Origin of the sequence: Tateyamaria pelophila (assembly GCF_019966495.1) — a bacterium.
GTDB classification, from domain to species: domain Bacteria; phylum Pseudomonadota; class Alphaproteobacteria; order Rhodobacterales; family Rhodobacteraceae; genus Tateyamaria; species Tateyamaria pelophila.
Window position 1 is genome coordinate 1 of record NZ_JAIMIA010000040.1, and the last position, 15,870, is coordinate 15,870.

The 15,870-nt window shown below is 60.3% G+C and carries 16 protein-coding genes; 11 read left to right on the forward strand and 5 right to left on the reverse strand.

Going from position 1 to position 15,870, the window contains the following annotated elements; translation table 11 throughout:
• Window positions 1-131: 131 nt before the first annotated feature.
• The gene (locus LC354_RS13575; RefSeq protein WP_223424676.1) at window positions 132-881 is read left to right on the forward strand and encodes a DUF1028 domain-containing protein; all 750 of its coding nucleotides are present in this window, start codon (window positions 132-134) and stop codon (window positions 879-881) included.
• Window positions 882-950: 69 nt separating this feature from the next.
• Complete coding sequence (locus LC354_RS13580) at window positions 951-2,546, forward strand: gamma-glutamyltransferase family protein (protein WP_223424677.1); 1,596 nt, start codon at window positions 951-953, stop codon at window positions 2,544-2,546.
• Window positions 2,547-2,597: 51 nt separating this feature from the next.
• On the opposite strand, the gene LC354_RS13585 is transcribed toward LC354_RS13580, so the two are convergent.
• The 4 genes from LC354_RS13585 to LC354_RS13600 all read right to left on the reverse strand — a co-directional run bounded on the left by LC354_RS13585 (window position 2,598) and on the right by LC354_RS13600 (window position 5,151).
• The gene (locus LC354_RS13585; protein WP_223424679.1) at window positions 2,598-3,107 is read right to left on the reverse strand and encodes a rhodanese-like domain-containing protein; all 510 of its coding nucleotides are present in this window, start codon (window positions 3,105-3,107) and stop codon (window positions 2,598-2,600) included.
• A gap of 2 nt (window positions 3,108-3,109) precedes the next feature.
• On the reverse strand, window positions 3,110-3,634 hold the full coding sequence (locus tag LC354_RS13590; protein ID WP_223424743.1) for a YHS domain-containing (seleno)protein: 525 nt from the start codon (window positions 3,632-3,634) through the stop codon (window positions 3,110-3,112).
• A gap of 150 nt (window positions 3,635-3,784) precedes the next feature.
• Entirely contained in the window at window positions 3,785-4,573 is a 789-nt protein-coding gene (locus LC354_RS13595) for an SseB family protein (protein ID WP_223424680.1), read from the reverse strand.
• Entirely contained in the window at window positions 4,570-5,151 is a 582-nt protein-coding gene (locus LC354_RS13600; protein WP_223424682.1) for a uracil-DNA glycosylase family protein, read from the reverse strand. The genes LC354_RS13595 and LC354_RS13600 overlap by 4 nt, the downstream gene beginning before the upstream one ends.
• Before the next feature lie 96 nt (window positions 5,152-5,247).
• On the opposite strand from LC354_RS13600, the gene LC354_RS13605 reads away from it, so the two are divergent.
• From LC354_RS13605 to LC354_RS13630, 6 genes are all read left to right on the forward strand, one after another.
• Window positions 5,248-5,592 (forward strand): ArsR/SmtB family transcription factor, encoded by a 345-nt coding sequence (locus LC354_RS13605; RefSeq protein WP_223424744.1) that lies wholly within the window; start codon window positions 5,248-5,250, stop codon window positions 5,590-5,592.
• Window positions 5,585-6,613, forward strand: a complete 1,029-nt coding sequence (locus LC354_RS13610) for a permease (RefSeq protein ID WP_223424683.1) — start codon at window positions 5,585-5,587, stop codon at window positions 6,611-6,613. The genes LC354_RS13605 and LC354_RS13610 overlap by 8 nt, the downstream gene beginning before the upstream one ends.
• 310 nt (window positions 6,614-6,923) lie before the next feature.
• Window positions 6,924-7,583 carry an ABC transporter ATP-binding protein gene (locus tag LC354_RS13615; protein WP_223424685.1) on the forward strand — a complete coding sequence of 220 codons (660 nt, stop codon included), beginning with the start codon at window positions 6,924-6,926 and terminating at the stop codon, window positions 7,581-7,583.
• Window positions 7,561-9,237 (forward strand): capsule biosynthesis protein, encoded by a 1,677-nt coding sequence (locus LC354_RS13620; protein ID WP_223424687.1) that lies wholly within the window; start codon window positions 7,561-7,563, stop codon window positions 9,235-9,237. The genes LC354_RS13615 and LC354_RS13620 overlap by 23 nt, the downstream gene beginning before the upstream one ends.
• Window position 9,238: 1 nt before the next feature.
• Window positions 9,239-10,072, forward strand: coding sequence for a 3-deoxy-8-phosphooctulonate synthase (gene kdsA / locus LC354_RS13625; protein ID WP_223424689.1), 834 nt, complete (start codon window positions 9,239-9,241; stop codon window positions 10,070-10,072).
• A gap of 25 nt (window positions 10,073-10,097) precedes the next feature.
• Complete coding sequence (locus LC354_RS13630) at window positions 10,098-11,594, forward strand: phosphomannomutase/phosphoglucomutase (protein WP_223424691.1); 1,497 nt, start codon at window positions 10,098-10,100, stop codon at window positions 11,592-11,594.
• Between the two features lie 54 nt (window positions 11,595-11,648).
• On the opposite strand, the gene LC354_RS13635 is transcribed toward LC354_RS13630, so the two are convergent.
• Window positions 11,649-13,580, reverse strand: a complete 1,932-nt coding sequence (locus LC354_RS13635; protein ID WP_223424693.1) for an AsmA family protein — start codon at window positions 13,578-13,580, stop codon at window positions 11,649-11,651.
• 101 nt (window positions 13,581-13,681) lie between these two features.
• On the opposite strand from LC354_RS13635, the gene rimO reads away from it, so the two are divergent.
• The 3 genes from rimO to LC354_RS13650 all read left to right on the forward strand — a co-directional run bounded on the left by rimO (window position 13,682) and on the right by LC354_RS13650 (window position 15,858).
• Window positions 13,682-15,091 carry a 30S ribosomal protein S12 methylthiotransferase RimO gene (gene rimO, locus LC354_RS13640; protein WP_223424694.1) on the forward strand — a complete coding sequence of 470 codons (1,410 nt, stop codon included), beginning with the start codon at window positions 13,682-13,684 and terminating at the stop codon, window positions 15,089-15,091.
• Between the two features lie 96 nt (window positions 15,092-15,187).
• Window positions 15,188-15,427, forward strand: coding sequence for a CDGSH iron-sulfur domain-containing protein (locus tag LC354_RS13645; RefSeq protein WP_223424696.1), 240 nt, complete (start codon window positions 15,188-15,190; stop codon window positions 15,425-15,427).
• Window positions 15,428-15,507: 80 nt separating this feature from the next.
• Window positions 15,508-15,858: a hypothetical protein gene (locus LC354_RS13650; protein WP_223424698.1), complete on the forward strand. Its 351-nt coding sequence runs from the start codon at window positions 15,508-15,510 to the stop codon at window positions 15,856-15,858.
• Window positions 15,859-15,870: the final 12 nt, after the last annotated feature.

The following is a 15,870-nucleotide window of genomic DNA, read 5'->3' on the forward strand; positions in this document are numbered from 1 at the left end:
GAGGATTGCCCGAAATTTTGGCAAAAAGCGTAGATAACCCTCATCGCCAGTGCTGTAAGCAGACAGGACACAGGTGGTGACGGTCAATATCTCGGGCGTCCGACCGACTGAAGCATACAAAGGCACGTTCCATGACATATTCCATCGTCGCAAGGCACCCCGAAACCGGAGAGATCGGGATTGCAGTGGCCAGCCGTTTCTTTGCCTGCGGCGTCCAGGTGCCTTGGGTCTCGGCCACCGCCGCCGTTGCCAGTCAGGCCTTTGTGAATCCGCTTTGGGGCATCGAAGGATTGTCGCGTCTGGACGCGGGCGAGGCTCCCATTGCGATCCTCGCCGATTTTCTGGACCGGGATGGCGGTCAAGCGTCGCGGCAGGCGCATTTCCTCGCCCCGGATGGTCAAATGGTACAGCATACGGGCGCCGATTGTGTCCCTTGGGCCGGACATGTGTCGGCCCCGGATATCTCGGTGGCGGGCAATATGCTGGTTGGGCCAGAGGTCATTGAGGATACGCTTGCCAGCTATCTCGCCCACCCCGACTTGCCCTTTGCCGACCGTTTGCTGACCGCGATGGAGGCGGGCGAAGCCGCAGGCGGTGACAAGCGCGGCAAACAGGCCGCAGCCCTTGTGATTCACGCAGGCCAGCCCTACGCCTATATCGACATTCGGGCGGATGATCATGCGGATCCCCTGGCAGAGTTGCGTCGTTTGCTGGCCGTCAGCGAAGAACGCTATATGCTGTTTGCGAAATCGATGGCCACATCGGACAATTTTTCCGGTATGACAGATCGCACGCCCTTGGACGCCGCCATCGCAAAGTCGGAACAGTATCGCAAAGAGAACAATTTAAAATCACAGTCTTACGCCGACCCGCCCGCCTGATACCCTGACATCGGCAGCACCCCAGGACAAACGAAAAGCCTCCACAAGGCCCCAAAAGGAACATGCGCAATGGATATCCGCGCCACCCATCATTACCCTTCGCGCCGCTCAGCGGTTCTGGCTGACAACATCGTCGCCGCGTCGCAACCTCTGGCGACACAGGCAGGTCTGGCGATGCTGGCCAAAGGTGGCAACGCGGTGGATGCCGCGATTGCGACGGCCATCACGCTGACTTTGGTTGAGCCCACAGGGAATGGCGTCGGCTCGGATGCGTTTGCGATCGTGTGGGATGGGGCGCAGTTGCACGGGTTGAATGCTTCGGGCCGATCGCCCGCAGCCTGGAGCCCGGACCGGTTTGCCACGCATGACAAGATGCCGTTTCGCGGCTGGGAAAGCGTCACGGTGCCGGGCGCGGTGTCCGCGTGGGTCGCGCTGTCTGAACGGTTCGGCAAGCTGCCCTTTGCCGATCTCTTTGCCCCGGCCATCGGCTATGCCGAGAACGGCTTTATCGTGTCTCCCAAAGTCGCCGAGTTGTGGCGACGGGCCGCCGAAACGCTCAGCGACCAGCCCGGATTTGCCGAAGGCTTCCTGCCTGGTGGCAAGCCACCGCAAGCGGGCGAAAGGTTCGTGAGCAAGCCTCTGGCGCGGACGTATCGGATGATCGCCGAAACGGACGGAAAGGCGTTCTATGAGGGCGAACTGGCGCAGGAAATCTGTGCATACGCGGCAGAACATGGCGCAGCCCTCACCGTCGAAGACATGGCCGCTCACAAACCCGATTGGTGCGGCACGATTTCCAAAGGATTCGATGATCTGGAACTGCACGAGATCCCACCCAACGGTCAAGGCATCGCGGCGCTCATGGCGATGGGTATCCTGTCTCACACCCGGATCCGCGACCTTGATGCGGACGATCCGCTGGCCTTCCATCTTCAGATCGAAGCGATGAAACTCGCGCTTTCCGACGCTGAAACCTATGTCGCCGACGGTGATCACATGACCGGAGTCACGTCCGAAGCCTTGCTCGACGACGCTTACCTCGCCAGCCGCGCGACCCTGATCGACGAGGCCCGCGCGCAGGATTTCGGCGCAGGCGCGCCCAAGAACGGCGGCACCGTCTATCTTACGGTGGCGGATGCGTCGGGAATGATGGTGTCGTTCATTCAGTCGAACTATGCGGGCTTTGGCTCTGGCGTGGTGGTTCCGGGCACCGGTATCAGCCTGCAAAACCGGGGCGCGGGCTTTACCCTTGATCCGGACAGCCCCAACCGGGTTGGTCCGAACAAGCGGCCCTTTCACACCATCATTCCCGGCTTTCTGATGGGGGCCGATGGCCCGCTGATGAGCTTTGGCGTGATGGGTGGGCCGATGCAGGCGCAGGGGCATGTGCAGATGGTACTGCGCACGCAAATCTGGGGACAAGATCCGCAGATGGCCGCCGACGCGCCGCGCTGGCGGGTGACCCAAGGCCTCGAGATTGCCTGCGAGGATACCATGCCGCAACCGACGCTCGACGCGCTGGCCGCACTTGGGCACGTCATCTCCCTGGAAGCGCCGGACAACGCGTTCGGCTTTGGCGGTGCGCAGCTGGTCTGTCGTTTGCCGGGCGGGGGCTATGCTGCGGGGTCGGACCCACGCAAGGACGGGATGGCCGCCGGGTTCTGATCCGCCGCACCGGTCGCGGTCATGACGGCGGGCGGGCATGTTCCCTGCGCACTAGCCGCCTTGCCACACAACCGTCGGCAAGCCCCGTTTCAACCAGCCTGGACCCGCGCCGGACCCGAGCATGCCTTCCGGCACATCGATGATGTTCGTGAACCCCGCACTGCGCAAACGATTGCTCAGCGCCCGCGACCGCACGCCCCGCGCGCAGATCAGGGCCACGGGCATATCTGTGCGGCCTTCGGTCTGAACCAAAAGCGCATCTGTGAAATCCGCGCGGCGCATGTCCAGCGGGACCGCCCCTGCGCCGACACCTGTGCGCGACCATTCATCCGGGCGCCTGATATCCACCAGCAGCACCTCGCCCGATGCCGCCGCTTGATGCGCGTCGGGCGTGCTCAGCGTGCCTCCGCCACCGGCATGCGCGGTCAAGTTGAACCAGCGCGCGCCAAAGACCGTGCCCCCGATCAATGCGGCCCCCCCAAAAAGACCTAAACCCCGGCGCGTGAACCGCGCCGGGGCCTTGGCCCGATCAGGAGTGGGTGTGCCCGCCGGGTCCGTCATTCTCAGCTTTCCGGAGCGGCGCTGGTAAATTTCGGGATCGGGTTGGTCGAGGCGGGCTCGGGGTCAATCGACACCCAATTGCTTTCCGACAGGGTCAGGTTGCCGGGAATGTCTTCTTCCCAGAAGCCCACGACGACATCGGTGATATTGAGATACAGCTTGTCATCCACGATCCGCCACAGGTTTGGATTGCCCGGCACCTTGCCGCCCTTGGCCACGCCATAAGCGCAGTGGCCGTCATATTGCGGGGCATATTTGGCAGGATCCGCGAGGAACGTGTCGCGATTTTCCTCGGTCGCGAAGGCGAAGGTCGCGCCGTTATAGTCGGCCGTGATCGATGCCTTGCCGGGCACGCCGGCTGTCTGGGCTGTACCAACAGGATTCGAAGGCAGGCTGAAATAGGCCACAACGTCGTAGCCCGAGACGGCAAAGCCGGTCTGGTCAACATATTGATCGCCCGCAAAGGCGGATGTGGCAAAAGCCAGCGCGCTGGCGGCGGCAGCAATGGTCAGGGTAAAACGGTTCATCATGGTTGGGGCATCCTTGCATCCAGAATATGCCGCGCTTCGGGTCAATGCGCGGGTGTCGCTACGATAGGCTGGTTCTGGCGCCGCGTGCAGCCCGCCTCGCGGCGAAGTGACTTACGGGCAATTCCCGTGATGAGACCTGCGCAATGGTCACCGCAATCGCGGCGGCTTGGCGGGATCAGACCCCGGCGCGATGACCTCGGGCGCGCTTACAAGTGCCGGTTGCGGCAGGTCAAAGCGCAAGCCAACGCGCGCAAGCCGCGCCGTCATTGCGTCGGCCGCATCGAAAAAGCCGACATCCATGGCCCCTGCCTCGATGCCCGAAAACGTCAGCGCCTCGGACGCGGCCCGCGCCAGAGCAGCCTCCGCCCCCGGCGCCGCCCCGACAAAGGCCAACATATGCCCGCGCTTTGCGTCCGCATCACTGGTCCCCACGAGATAGGCCATTTGCGCAAGCCCCGTTGCCGTGGCCAGCTTCGTATCGATGGCCGAAATCAACGCATCCGGCAGGCCCTTGGGCGCCGAAAGCTCCGCAATCTGCGCTTCGACTTGGTCCGGGCTATGCTCCAGCGTCTGGGCCAGCCATGCAACGCCATCGGCATCCAGCAAGAACGCGGACGGCGCCACATCAAGGTTCACCCCAAGGCCAAGCCCCTGCTCGGCCAGCAGCCCGGCGATGATCCGACCCGACAGCGACGCATAGGGGGCCGCCTCGCCGACAAACTGCGTCAGCCGTTCCGCACGGTCAAAGACCAGAACAATCTGGCCCGTGCCGGGATCGAAGATCTGCGGCGTGACCTTGTCGTCCTCGGCCTCACCTTCCAACAGCAGATAAAGCTCGGCATCGCCCAGCCGTTCATAGAACCGCAACCGTGCGCCATCATCCTGCGGGTTCGCAGTCATCGTCGCATGGGCAGCATCCAAAACTGTTTCAGTCATTGCAGCACCTCTTTGACCCGTGCGCGCAGGGCGGGCAGCACATCCGCCGCGAACCACGGGTTATTCCTGATCCAACCGGTATTGCGCCAGGACGGATGGGGCAAGGGAAAGGCGTGGGGCGCATGGTCACGCCATGCCGCGACCGTATCGGTAACTTTGGTCTTTGTCCCCAGATGCCACGATTGCGCATATCCACCGATCAGCAAGACAAGGGGCACATCGCCCACATGCTTGAGCACCGGAGCCCGCCATGTGCTGGCGCAGATTTTGGGCGGCGGCCGGTCACTACCCTTGGCATCATAACCGGGAAAGCAGAAGGCCATCGGCACGATGGCAATCTTTTCCTGATCGTAGAATATCGTTTCAGTGACATCCATCCAAGCGCGCAACCGATCACCAGAGGGGTCGGTAAACGGGCGTGACGACGTGTGGGCCCGCGCACCCGGTGCCTGGCTCGCGATCAAAATGCGCGCGCCGGAACGAAACCACACAACCGGCCGCGGCGTATGCCGTGTTTCGGTCGCGGAAAAGCGGTCAGCACAGATCGTGCAGGCGCGAAGATCATCTTGCAGGCTCATGAGCGATATCTAAACGGATCGGCGCCGCAGGCAATCACTTCGATTATTTTCGAAATAATACTTGCCATGCGCATTCATTTCGACAATTCTAGAAATATGAAAATGGAATCACCCTCCCCGCTGGACCTCACCCGCGCGGCCAGCGCCTTTGCCGCACTTGGGTCGGAACAACGCCTGTCAGTGTTGCGCACTCTGGTCCGCGCAGGCCCCGAAGGTCTGAGCATCGGAGTTCTGGGAGAACGCACCGGCGTGACCGGATCGACCCTCACACATCACGTCAAAATCCTCGCCACGGCTGGCCTCGTGACCCAGGCCCGGCAAGGACGGTCCATCATTTGCGCCGCTGTCGCCTTTGACGAGGTGCAAAGCCTGGCGACTTTCTTGCTGACCGAATGCTGCGCCGACAGCGCCACCCCTGCAAAGGACCATTCCCATGGCTGATACCACCACTCCCACCCCGATCAACTGGCGCAAGCGGATCAGCGGCGCATGGGCCGCATCGGCCGTCCTGTTGGCGCTGGTTGCCGTTCTGGATTGGCCGCAATTTGTCCCCACGGTAATCTTTTCGGCGCAGGCATTGGCGGGCACGGCTCCCTTTATTCTGTTCGCCGTCCTCGCGGTTGCCTACCTCAAGGCGACCGGCGCAGAGAACCTGCTGGCCAAGGCGTTTGAGGGCAATCCTGCCCGCATGATCGTCATGGCGGCCCTTTTGGGGGGCTTGTCGCCCTTCTGCTCTTGCGAAGTGATCCCCTTCATCGCCGCCTTGCTCGCGGTGGGTGCACCATTGGGCGCCGTCATGGCATTCTGGCTGGCCTCGCCTCTGATGGACCCGGCGATGTTCGCGATCACCACCGGCGCAATCGGGCTTGAATTTGCCCTCGCCAAGACTGCTGCGGCCATCGGTTTGGGCATGTTGGGCGGGTTCGGCACGTTGCTGCTGTCCTCGACCCCTGTTTTTGCCGATCCGCTGCGGGAAAAACCTGCGGTCGGCGGGTGCTGTGGCGTAAAGCAACCCTTTTCGGCCAAGCCTGTGTGGAAATTCTGGACAGAAACCCCGCGCATTCAGACTTTCCGCGACACCGCGCTCGAGAACGCGGCCTTCCTGCTCAAATGGCTCACCTTGGCCTACGTGATCGAAGCGATCATGGTGCATTATATGCCTGCCAACCTGATTGCGTCCGTTTTGGGCGGCGATGGTCTGGGGACGGTCCTTTTGGGCGCGCTGGTGGGCATGCCTGCGTATCTGAACGGCTATGCGGCAGCCCCGCTTGTGGCCGAACTGCTGGATCAGGGCATGTCAAACGGTGCGGCGATGTCGTTCATGCTGGCCGGCGGAGTAAGCTGCATCCCCGCGGCGATCGCGGTCTGGGCACTGGTCAAACCGCGCGTCTTTGCCGCCTATCTCGGGTTTGCGCTTGTCGGGTCCATTGTCGCTGGCGTTGCTTGGCAGATCGTCGCTTGAATGGTCCGGCACGCAGCGACAAGGGACGCACTCTCAAGCATCCACGCGGTGTCCGGCGTCGTTTCCCAAACGACGCCCTCGCTCGCGTCAACTTTGCTTATCCCGATCAACTGGCCAACCCCTTAGTCTCAAAGGGCCTTTCGCTGTCCTTTGCAACCCGGCGAGAACCGCGCAGAACTGTACATTTGATCTAAACTTGGACATAATGCAAGCACAGCCGGTGATGAGACCGTTAATACACCTCTGGTAACGAGTGAACGGAATGCCCTCCATATTTGGGGGATAGTAAAGGTGCACCGCGGAGTACGGGATGCTTGAGTTCGAAAATGTATCCAAGTCCTTTTGGACGGGCACACAGCGCAAGGTGATCCTTGACCGTGTGTCTTTCAAAGTGGAATTGGGGAACTCACTGGGTGTCTTGGCTCCGAACGGCACGGGCAAGACGACGTTGATCAACATGATGGCCGGCCTGGAAAAGCCTGATGAGGGCGAGATCAGACGGATGTGCAACATCTCGTTTCCGCTGGGGTTCATGGGCGGCGTTGTGCCAAAAATCTCGGCTCTTGAAAACAGCCGCTATATCGCGCGGCTTTATGGGCTGGACCCGGATTACGTCGAAAGCTTTTGCAGATGGCTGTGCAATCTGGGCGAGTACTTTGATCAGCCCCTGGGCACCTATTCATCGGGTATGCGGGCGCGGTTTTCCTTTGCGCTGATGTTGGCGCTGGACTTTGACATCTATCTGATCGACGAAGGGATGCCGTCCAGCACCGACGTCGATTTCAACCGCAAGGCGGGAGAAATATTACGCGAACGCCTGCGGACCACCACCATCGTTATCGTGTCGCACCAGGCCCAGACGCTCGAAAAATTCGCGCGTACGGCCGCCGTCCTGCTGGATGGCAAGCTGCACATGTTCGACTCATTGGAAGAAGCGAAACGGCTGTATGACTACGAAACGGAAAGCTAGAAAATTCCGCATCAAGCGGTCAGCACCCGCATTGGGCAGCGACGCCATCAATGCGACGTCCAACCCGCCGCGGCACGAGGCGGCGCCCGAGCAACCTGTGCCTGTGCAACCGCCGCAGGCCCCCCCGGCCGACGAGGTGGCCGCGCCCAGCGAGGTCGAGCTTGAAAACACCATCGAAAATATCCGCAAGGAAGGACTGACAGGGCGCCAACTACGTATGGCCCGACGTGTCGCGCAAAAACACGAACTCGAAGCCGAGTCAGATTTCGAAGCGGTACGTATTCTGCGTGAAAGGGGCATTGATCCGTTCCAGCGTTCCAACATGCTGGAACTGGTGGTGCCGCAAGCCGGAGCCGAACAACATGAGGGTGGTGCACCCGACGCATTTGCAAATCTGGCAGCACAGTCAGGCGGGGCCGGTTCGGAATCCGGCAAGGTGCAATTGCCTCAGACCATGCCCACCCAAAAGGTAAAACTCCCCTCGACGGAAGTCAGTCCAGCGGAACGACGGTCGGCGGAAATACAGAATATTCAGCGCGATATCACGCGCCGCCGCCGAAGAAAGATGGGCTTGCTTCTGGTCAGGCTCGCCTTTTTTGTGGCATTGCCTACGTTCCTCGCGGGGTACTATTTCTTTGTCATCGCGACCCCGATGTACTCGACGAAGTCCGAATTCATGATCACATCCGCCGATAATGCCGGCGGGGGCGGACTGGGTTCTTTGCTGACCGGCACACCGATTGCCTCCGCCTCTGATTCCATTGCGACGCAAGGCTATCTTCAGTCCAAGGAAGCCATGTTGCGTCTTGATCAGGATGCCGGGTTCAAAACACATTTTTTGCAAGACTGGATAGACCCAATTCAAAGATTGGGAGAGAATCCATCAAATGAAGAGGCCTACAAAACGTATAAGAAACACGTCAAAATTGGCTATGATCCTACCGAAGGCATCGTGCGCATGGAGGTCATCGCCGCCGACCCGGTGGTCGCGATGCAATTCTCCGAACAACTCATCGACTATGCCGAAGAACGCCTGAATGGTGTTAGCCTGAATCAGCGCGAAAATCAGATGCAGGACGCATTGAACAGCTTTGCAGAGGCGGAAGAGAAGCGCAGCGCCGCACAAGAGGCACTTGTTCGCCTCCAGTTGGAAGGATCGACCCTTGATCCGCAAAGCGTCATCGCGAGTATTCGCACGCAAATCTCCAGCGTCGAAACACAGGTCATCGACAAGGAAATCGAGCTTGCCAGCCTTCTGAACAACGCACGGCCCAACCAAAGCCGCGTGGATGGTGCGCGCAGCACATTGAATATCCTCAAAGAACAGTTGCAAATTCTCAATAACAAGATGACCGATGTCAGCCAGGGTGAAAACTCTCTGGCGGAACTGACCGTGCGCATCCAGATGGCGCAGGCCGACCTCGCGACCCGCGATTTATTGCTGCAGTCCGCGCTGCAACAAGTTGAACAGACCCGCGTGGAAGCAAATCGGCAGGTGCGTTATCTCAACAACACCGTGCGGCCCCTGGCCAGCCAGGAACCGTCCTATCCCCGCGCATTCGAAAACACGATCTTGGCTTTCCTCGTCTTTGCAGGCATCTATCTGATGATCTCGCTTACCGCGTCCATCCTAAGAGAACAGGTAACCAGCTAAGATGAAACATGTTGAACTTGCCGATATCGTCATCGGCAACGACCGCCCCCTAACGGTCATTGCAGGCCCCTGTGCCCTTGAAAGTGCCGGAATGGGGCAGGACATCGCAGGCACCGTCAAAGCCGCCTGCGACGCCGTTGGTGCGCAATACATATTCAAGGCAAGCTACGACAAGGCGAACCGCACATCGCTCGGCGGCCGCCGCGGTCTGGGCATGGACGAAGGCCTCAAGGCATTGCAATCCATCAAGGATACTATCGGCGTGCCTGTCCTGACAGACGTGCACACCGAAGCGCAATGCGCCATTGCCGCCGAGGTGGCCGATGTTTTGCAGATCCCCGCGTTCCTGTGCCGCCAGACGGATATGTTGCTGGCCGCGGGCAAGTCCGGCGCGGTGGTAAACATCAAGAAGGGTCAGTTTCTGGCCCCGTGGGAAATGCCCAACATCATCACCAAGGTCGAAAGCACGGGCAACACGCGCATCTTGCTAACGGAACGCGGCACGTCCTTTGGCTACAACACGCTTGTGGCAGATATGCGGTCCTTGCCGCAAATGGCGCAAACCGGCTATCCGGTCGTGATGGACGCCACACACTCGGTCCAGCAACCGGGCGGCAAGGGCGGGTCAAGTGGCGGGCAGCGTGAATTTGCCCCGGTCATGGCGCGTGCGGCCGTGGCCATCGGGGTCGCTGCCGTGTTCATCGAAACACATCCCGACCCGGACAGTGCGCCCTCCGATGGTCCCAACATGATCTACCTTGACCAGATGGCACAGTTGATTGACACACTGATGAAATTCGATGCCCTCGCCAAAGATCATCCCATTTCGATCTGAAACGATCACAACCGAGATTTTGCAAATGACCAAACCCGCCGCGACCGTGACCCAAAACACGTGGGAATTCCTGCGTGATCCGATGATTACGCCCACGGGGTTTCGCGAATATGACGCGCGCTGGAAATATCCGGACGAGATTAACCTGCCCGGCATCACCGCCCTCGGTCTCGGCCTTGGTACCCAGATGCAGCGCCGCGGGATCGACCCTGTCATCGCCGTCGCAAACGACTATCGCGACTATTCGCTGAGCATCAAGAACGCGCTGATCGTCGGTTTGGTACAGGCGGGCATTCACGTCAAGGATATCGGCCCGGCCGTATCGCCCATGGCCTATTTCAGCCAGTTTCATCTGGATGTGCCCGCAGTGGCCATGGTCACGGCCTCGCACAATCCCAACGGATGGACCGGCGTCAAAATGGGTTTTGAACGCCCGCTGACCCACGGGCCGGACGAAATGAGCGAATTGCGCAATATCGTTCTGAACGGTGAAGGGGAATCGCGCCCCGGCGGGCGCTACGAATTCGTCGATGGCGTGCGCGAAGCCTATCTCGATGACCTCGCCGGGGATTTCAAAATGACCCGCAAGCTCAAGGTCGTCTGCGCCACGGGCAACGGCACCGCTGCCGCCTTCGGCCCTGACCTGTTCGAGCGTATCGGTGTCGAAGTTGTGCCCAGTCACAATGACCTCGATTACACCTTCCCCCACTACAATCCGAACCCCGAAGCGATGGAGATGCTGCACGACATGGCCGCCAGCGTCAAAGCGTCGGGTGCTGACTTTGCCCTTGGGTTTGACGGCGACGGGGACCGTTGTGGCGTGGTCGACGATGAGGGCGAGGAAATCTTTGCCGACAAGGTCGGTGTCATCATGGCCCGCGATCTGGCCAAGCTTTATCCCGGCAGCACCATCGTGGCGGACGTGAAGTCCACGGGGCTTTTCGCCTCTGACCCGGAACTTCGGAAATACGACATCAAAGCGGATTACTGGAAAACCAGCCACAGCCATATGAAGCGGCGCGTCAAGGAACTGGGCGCGCTGGCCGGTTTTGAAAAATCGGGACACTACTTTTTCGCGGAACCCATTGGCCGGGGATATGATTGCGGCATGCGGGTCGCAGTCGAGATCTGTAAGCTGATGGACCGGAACCCCGGCATGAAGATGTCCGACCTGCGCAAAGCGCTGCCAAAAACACACTCGACTCCCACGATGTCGCCCTACTGTTCCGACCTTGAAAAATACGACACGCTGAACCGCATCGTCGAAAAACTGACCGCGATGCACAAAGCCCGCGACACGATCGCCGGACGCGCGATCAAGGAAGTAGTGACGGTGAACGGCGCTCGCGTCATCCTCGACAATGGTGGCTGGGGTCTGGTGCGGGCCTCGTCAAACACGCCAAATCTGGTAGTGGTCTGCGAAAGCCCCGAAAGCGAGGCGGAATTGCGCGCGATCTTTGCGGACATTGACGCGGTGATCCGGACAGAGCCATCCGTCGGCGATTACGACCAGACGTTTTAAGGCGCAACGCGAGACGATCCCCCGTAAGGCGCACCCATTGGTGCGCCATTGGCCTCAGTCAAAGAGCTTGCGCAGGCCCTTTGTGATTTCCTTTTCCAATTTCTGCTGAGCGGCCCCTTCGAGATCATCGGCCGAATCATCACCGAGGTTGAGTTCCTTGGCGATCCTTTCACGCAGCGCTGTCTCTGCCTCCTGTTTGAGGCGCTCCTTCTCTTCGGAAAAGTTCAGGTCAATCGCCGCTTCCAAATCCGGCAAGATGCGCGGGCTGGCCCAGGGGCCACGTATGCGCACCGGAATCGCGATGCCCGCGCCAGAATTCGCGCGCAGGGCGATCGGGGTAAATGTATAGTCTATGGTTTGCGCGCCCAAACCCACCTGCCCCTCGCCGCGCGCCTCATAGGCGGACAGTTTCAGCAGCAGATCATCATTGCGCAGCACCCCCGCATCCATGTCAAAGGTCGCGCCGAGACTGTCGAAAACCGTGGTGCCTCCACCCACTTGCCCGGACCGCATCAACCGGTCCAGATCAATGCCGATGATCGTGCCTTTTCCAAAGGATATGGCACCCTCGCCCGAAAGCGCGTTCATCAGCGCATCTACCGACGCGCCCGAAGTCAGAAATGAAAGCTCTCCATCCGCCTGCCCGGTCAGACGTTCGAAGCCGATGGCATCGCGCAGCAAACCCTGCATCCCCATGCCCCGCGCCAAAAGCTTGCCCCCCATCGACAGGCCCGACCGGTTGTTGACTACAAATTCTCCGGTGACGGTCCCATCATAAGCAACAACCTCGCGCAATTCGAACACCATGCGCGATCGGTCATTGCGCAGCAGCACCCGTGTTACTCCAAGATTGAACTGTCCCAGATCAACGCTGGCCGCCGTGAGCGCGATCTGACCGTTGAAGGTCGCAAGCGCGCTGGCGTCAATGCGATCCTTAGGCCACCCTTGGCCCGCGGGACTTGAAGCGCCACCGCCGTCGCTTTGCGTCGCGCTGGTCAAATCCAACGCGCCCGCCTGCAATTGCGCGTTGATCTGCGGTGTCCCGTTCAAATTGATATCAGCTGCCCCGACCAATCGATTGCCCCCCAAATCCACATCCAGTGCGCGCAAAGCCAGTCGTCGATCCGGGGTGAGTGTAAGATCGGTCGACAGCTGTACCGAACGGCCAAGACGAGCCGGCAATTTCGGTTGCGGCAGGGCAAGGGCTGCGAAAAACGCGTCCGTGCTGTCCAGATTTAGTGTCAGTTGTCCGGCAACCTCGCCTGCCGTGCTGCCGCGCCCGATCAGGCGCGCGGTGCCGCCGCCTGCCGTGACCGATACGTCCAACGGCCGGACCTCTCCGGCAATAAAACCCGCGAAGCCGTCAATTGTGGCTTGAAGATCAACGTCACTGTCTGCCGGGCTCAACGTCGCCGAAATCTCCGCCGCGCCCAGACGGTCCTGCCAGTCAAGAGTGAGATCGACGCCGGAATAGGAGACCAGGTCAGCCCCTTCCGCATCGTAGATCAGCGTCGCATCGGTGATTTCCAACCGCTCGATCAGCACGGCTTGCGCCGCACGGTCCGGGCTTGTCGCCGTCTCGATCTGGGCCGCGCCGCTGGCATCGGTGAAGATCCAGCTTGCCCGGCCATCCGCGCGGCTCTCCAACCGGATCGTCGGCCGCGTCGCTTCGATATTGGTAAAGCGGATCTCACCGCTCAGCAGGGACAGCGCGTCGACGCCGATCGTCGTATTCTCTGCGGTCAGCATCGGGCCTTGCCGTGCCCAGTCCGCGTTTCCAACTTCCAGCCCATCGGCGCTGATGCCCAAGACCGGCCAAAGGGTCATCGACACGTCCCCGTTGATGGTTACATTACGACCGGTGGCCAGCCTGATCTGGTCGGCGGCCAGCTTCGCGATCTTGTCGGCGGGTAGAAAAAACAGGGACACGCCTGCAACAAGGATAATAACGAGGACGAATCCGATCAGGCGTATGATCCATTTCATGGGGCTGCTCCGTTCTGACGACGATTATCAACGACCCTACAGTGCCGCATACGTGATCCCCAACCCTTTTCCCCGCGCCCGAGTTCACATAAGAGGCACTGATGAGCACAAACCCGCCAAATCTCCGCCCCGATCTTGCTCCCAAAGCAAGGCTGGATCCATCGCCGAAACCGGTGCAGGACGGCCAGCGCCGTCACGGACAGCCGACCATCGGCATGGTCAGTCTTGGCTGTCCCAAGGCGCTGGTCGACAGCGAGCGCATCCTGACCCGCCTGCGCGCCGAAGGCTACGGCATTTCGCCCGATTACAGCGGCGCGGATGCGGTCATCGTGAACACGTGCGGCTTCCTCGACAGTGCCAAGGCGGAAAGCCTGGAAGCCATCGGCGAAGCGCTGAATGAAAACGGCAAGGTGATCGTCACGGGCTGCCTCGGGGCAGAGCCTGACTATATCACCGGCGCGCACCCAAAAGTCCTGGCCGTGACCGGCCCCCATCAATATGAACAGGTGCTGGACGCAGTACATGCTGCTGTGCCGCCGGATCCGGATCCTTTCATCGATCTGTTGCCCGCCTCGGGTGTCAGCCTGACGCCGCGCCATTTCAGCTATCTCAAGATTTCAGAAGGTTGCAATCACAAGTGCAAGTTCTGCATCATTCCCGACATGCGCGGCAGGCTGGCAAGCCGCCCCGCCCGTGCGGTGATGCGCGAGGCCGAAAAGCTGGTGGAGGCCGGCGTGCGCGAATTGCTGGTGATCAGCCAGGATACCTCTGCTTACGGCGTTGATATCAAACATGCCGAGGCAAAGGGCCAAAATGGGTCAATTCACAGGGCGCACATCACTGACCTGGCCCGCGATCTGGGGTCACTCGGGGCGTGGGTCCGCCTGCATTACGTCTATCCTTATCCGCATGTGCGCCAGTTGATCCCGTTGATGGCGGATGGGCTCGTGCTGCCCTATCTCGACATCCCATTCCAGCACGCGCACCCCGATGTCCTCAAACGCATGGCGCGCCCTGCGGCGGCGGCCAAAACGCTGGACGAGATTGCCGCGTGGCGCGACATCTGCCCCGACCTCACTCTGCGCTCGACCTTTATCGTCGGTTATCCCGGCGAGACGGAGGCCGAGTTCCAGACATTGCTGGATTGGATGGACGAGGCGCAGTTGGATCGCGTGGGCTGTTTTCAATACGAAAACGTGGCCGGTGCACGTTCGAACGCCCTGCCCGACCACGTTGCAGCAGAGGTCAAGCAGGAGCGTTGGGACAGGTTCATGGAAAAGGCTGCGGCCATTTCCGAGGCCAAGCTGGCCGCGAAGGTCGGCCAGCGCCTTCAGGTCATCGTGGACGAGGTGGATGAAGACGCCGCAACGTGCCGCACCAAGGCGGATGCCCCCGAGATCGACGGAAACCTGTTCATCGATGAAGGTTTCGAAGCGCTCAAGGCTGGTGATATCGTGACGGTCGACGTGGATGAGGCGGGCGACTACGACTTGTGGGGACGGTTGGTGTGAAGCACGCGCGTTGATCTGACACCGGAGCCGGAATTTTAATCTGTTCGCGCCAAACCAAAACCTGCAAACCACCTGATGCAAAAGGAAATAACAGTCATGAGCACTCCAAGGATCGCCCAAACCGCTCCCTTTCCCGTCGACGTCGAGGCCGGAAAAACCTATTTCTGGTGCGCCTGCGGGCAGTCTTCAAAGCAGCCGTTTTGCGATGGCGCGCATAAAGACAGCGCATTTGCGCCCATAAAATATACAGCAGAAGCGAATAAGAAGGTATTTTTCTGTGGCTGCAAGGCCACGTCGAATGCGCCGCTCTGTGACGGATCGCACAACAAGCTTTAGTTCGTCATCGCGTCAGGACTTGTAAATATAGGGTTAATGTTCTATCTTTGTTCTCACAACAAGAGAACGGAGTGTCGCATATGTCCTATCATTCGCATCAGCCCGGCCTTTTTGACCCTGACCAAGGGGCGTTGCCGATCGTGCCGCCACAACCGGCGACGGAAAAACAGATTGCCTTTGCCAAATCCATCGCTGCGCGGCGTGGATTGAAGCTGTCGCCCGCATTGTTTCGAGATCGTGCAGGCCTCTCCGCGTGGATTGATCGCAGCAAACCGGCCACGCCCAGCGGCCAGTTTGCGAACTACCCCAGCGCAAAGCAGGTGCAATTTGCCGAGCGCATTGCACGGCTGAAACGGCGTGAAGTCCCCAGCGCATGTTTCAAGGACAAGGTCATGATGGCGCGCTGGATAGATGGCAACAAGCCGCGCTGACATGCGGCGCTT

Coding starts and splice junctions, on each gene's coding strand:
- LC354_RS13575 (WP_223424676.1), top strand. CDS start 132: ATGACATATTCCATCGTCGCAAGGCACCCCGAAACCGGAGAGATCGGG.
- LC354_RS13580 (WP_223424677.1), top strand. CDS start 951: ATGGATATCCGCGCCACCCATCATTACCCTTCGCGCCGCTCAGCGGTT.
- LC354_RS13585 (WP_223424679.1), bottom strand. CDS start 3,107: ATGACGGACCCGGCGGGCACACCCACTCCTGATCGGGCCAAGGCCCCG.
- LC354_RS13590 (WP_223424743.1), bottom strand. CDS start 3,634: ATGAACCGTTTTACCCTGACCATTGCTGCCGCCGCCAGCGCGCTGGCT.
- LC354_RS13595 (WP_223424680.1), bottom strand. CDS start 4,573: ATGACTGAAACAGTTTTGGATGCTGCCCATGCGACGATGACTGCGAAC.
- LC354_RS13600 (WP_223424682.1), bottom strand. CDS start 5,151: ATGAGCCTGCAAGATGATCTTCGCGCCTGCACGATCTGTGCTGACCGC.
- LC354_RS13605 (WP_223424744.1), top strand. CDS start 5,248: ATGAAAATGGAATCACCCTCCCCGCTGGACCTCACCCGCGCGGCCAGC.
- LC354_RS13610 (WP_223424683.1), top strand. CDS start 5,585: ATGGCTGATACCACCACTCCCACCCCGATCAACTGGCGCAAGCGGATC.
- LC354_RS13615 (WP_223424685.1), top strand. CDS start 6,924: ATGCTTGAGTTCGAAAATGTATCCAAGTCCTTTTGGACGGGCACACAG.
- LC354_RS13620 (WP_223424687.1), top strand. CDS start 7,561: ATGACTACGAAACGGAAAGCTAGAAAATTCCGCATCAAGCGGTCAGCA.
- kdsA (WP_223424689.1), top strand. CDS start 9,239: ATGAAACATGTTGAACTTGCCGATATCGTCATCGGCAACGACCGCCCC.
- LC354_RS13630 (WP_223424691.1), top strand. CDS start 10,098: ATGACCAAACCCGCCGCGACCGTGACCCAAAACACGTGGGAATTCCTG.
- LC354_RS13635 (WP_223424693.1), bottom strand. CDS start 13,580: ATGAAATGGATCATACGCCTGATCGGATTCGTCCTCGTTATTATCCTT.
- rimO (WP_223424694.1), top strand. CDS start 13,682: ATGAGCACAAACCCGCCAAATCTCCGCCCCGATCTTGCTCCCAAAGCA.
- LC354_RS13645 (WP_223424696.1), top strand. CDS start 15,188: ATGAGCACTCCAAGGATCGCCCAAACCGCTCCCTTTCCCGTCGACGTC.
- LC354_RS13650 (WP_223424698.1), top strand. CDS start 15,508: ATGTCCTATCATTCGCATCAGCCCGGCCTTTTTGACCCTGACCAAGGG.